Raw genomic sequence first — 1,649 nt, 5'->3', positions numbered from 1 at the left:
GCGTTGTCGTTGAAGATGTTGCAGTTCTGGTAGATCTCCACGAACGCGGATCCGCGGTGTTCGGCCGCCGCGCGCAGCACCGACTGCAGGTGTTTACGGTCCGAGTCGATGGTCCGGGCCACGAACGAAGCTTCCGCGCCCAGCGCCAGGGAGATCGGGTTGAACGGCGAGTCCGCCGACCCCGCCGGCGTCGACTTGGTGACCTTGCCGATCTCCGACGTCGGTGAGTACTGCCCCTTCGTCAGGCCGTAGATCTTGTTGTTGAACAGCAGGATCTTCAGGTTGACGTTGCGGCGCAGGGCGTGGATCAGGTGGTTCCCGCCGATCGACAACGCGTCGCCGTCACCGGTGACGACCCACACCGACAGGTCAGGCCGGGACACCGACAGGCCACTGGCGATCGCGGGGGCGCGGCCGTGGATGGAGTGCATGCCGTAGGTGTTCATGTAGTACGGGAACCGTGAGGAGCAGCCGATACCGGAGACGAACACGATCCGCTCACGCGGGATGTTGAGTTCGGGCATGAACGACTGGACGGCGGCGAGGATGGCGTAGTCGCCGCAGCCGGGGCACCAGCGCACCTCCTGGTCGGACTTGAAGTCCTTCATGGTGAGGTTGAGCGCTTCAGGCATTCTTGACCACTTCCTCCAGCACGGTCTCCAGTTCCGCGGCGGTGAACGGCAGGCCGCGGACCTGGTTGTAGGCGATCGCGTCGATCAGGAACTTCGAGCGGATGACGCCGGCGAGCTGGCCGAGGTTCATCTCCGGGATGACGACCTTGTCGTAGGCGGCGAGGACCGCACCAAGGTTGCGCGGCATCGGCGAGAGGTGCCGCAGGTGCGCCTGGGCGATCGGCAGGCCCCGTTGGCGCAGCGCGCGGGCGGCGGCGCCGATCGGCCCGTAGGTGGACCCCCACCCCAGGACCAGGACCCGAGCGTTGCCGTCGGGGTCTTCGACCTCCACGTCCGGCACCTCGATGCCGTCGATACGGGCGGCGCGGGTGCGGACCATGAAGTCGTGGTTGGCGGGGTCGTAGGAGATGTCACCGGTCTTGTCGGCCTTCTCCAGGCCACCGATGCGGTGTTCCAGGCCGGGGGTGCCGGGGACCGCCCAGGGGCGGGCGAGGGTGACCGGGTCCCGCAGGTACGGCAGGAACGTCGTACCGTCCTCACCGTTGGGTTCGGTCGCGAACTCGGTGCGCAGGTCCGGCAGGTCCGCGACCTCCGGCAGCCGCCACGGCTCGGAGCCGTTGGCGATGTACCCGTCCGACAGCAGGATGACCGGCGTGCGATACGTGAGCGCGATCCGGGCGGCTTCGATCGCGGCGTTGAAGCAGTCGGCGGGGGACCGGGGTGCGATGACCGCGACCGGGGCTTCGCCGTGCCGGCCGTACAACGCCATGTTCAGGTCGGCCTGCTCGGTCTTCGTGGGCAGGCCGGTCGACGGCCCGGCCCGCTGCACGTCGATGATCAGCAGCGGCAGCTCCAGCGCCACCGCGAGGGAGATCGTCTCGCCCTTCAACGCGACGCCGGGCCCGGACGTGGTGGTGACACCGAGCGCGCCGCCGTAGGCCGCGCCGAGGGCGACGCCGATCGCGGCGATCTCGTCCTCGGCCTGCACGGTGGTCACGCCGAACTTCTTGTGCTTGG

General features: G+C 68.6%; 1 protein-coding gene and 1 pseudogene. Both read right to left on the bottom strand.

All coding sequences use genetic code 11. The annotated features are described in order from the left end of the window. The coding region (locus Dsi01nite_RS56755) for a 2-oxoacid:ferredoxin oxidoreductase subunit beta (RefSeq protein ID WP_203854861.1) at window positions 1-632 on the bottom strand (632 nt) is incomplete at its 3' end. Beyond that, window positions 625-1,649: pseudogene (locus Dsi01nite_RS56750) on the bottom strand (2-oxoacid:acceptor oxidoreductase subunit alpha); the annotation flags it as partial. The pseudogene Dsi01nite_RS56750 and the gene Dsi01nite_RS56755, both read right to left, overlap by 8 nt.

The organism is Dactylosporangium siamense (assembly GCF_016862795.1).
GTDB lineage: Bacteria > Actinomycetota > Actinomycetes > Mycobacteriales > Micromonosporaceae > Dactylosporangium > Dactylosporangium siamense.
The sequence above is the reverse complement of the archived record's forward strand: the minus strand, read 5'-3'. Positions and strand labels throughout refer to the sequence as shown.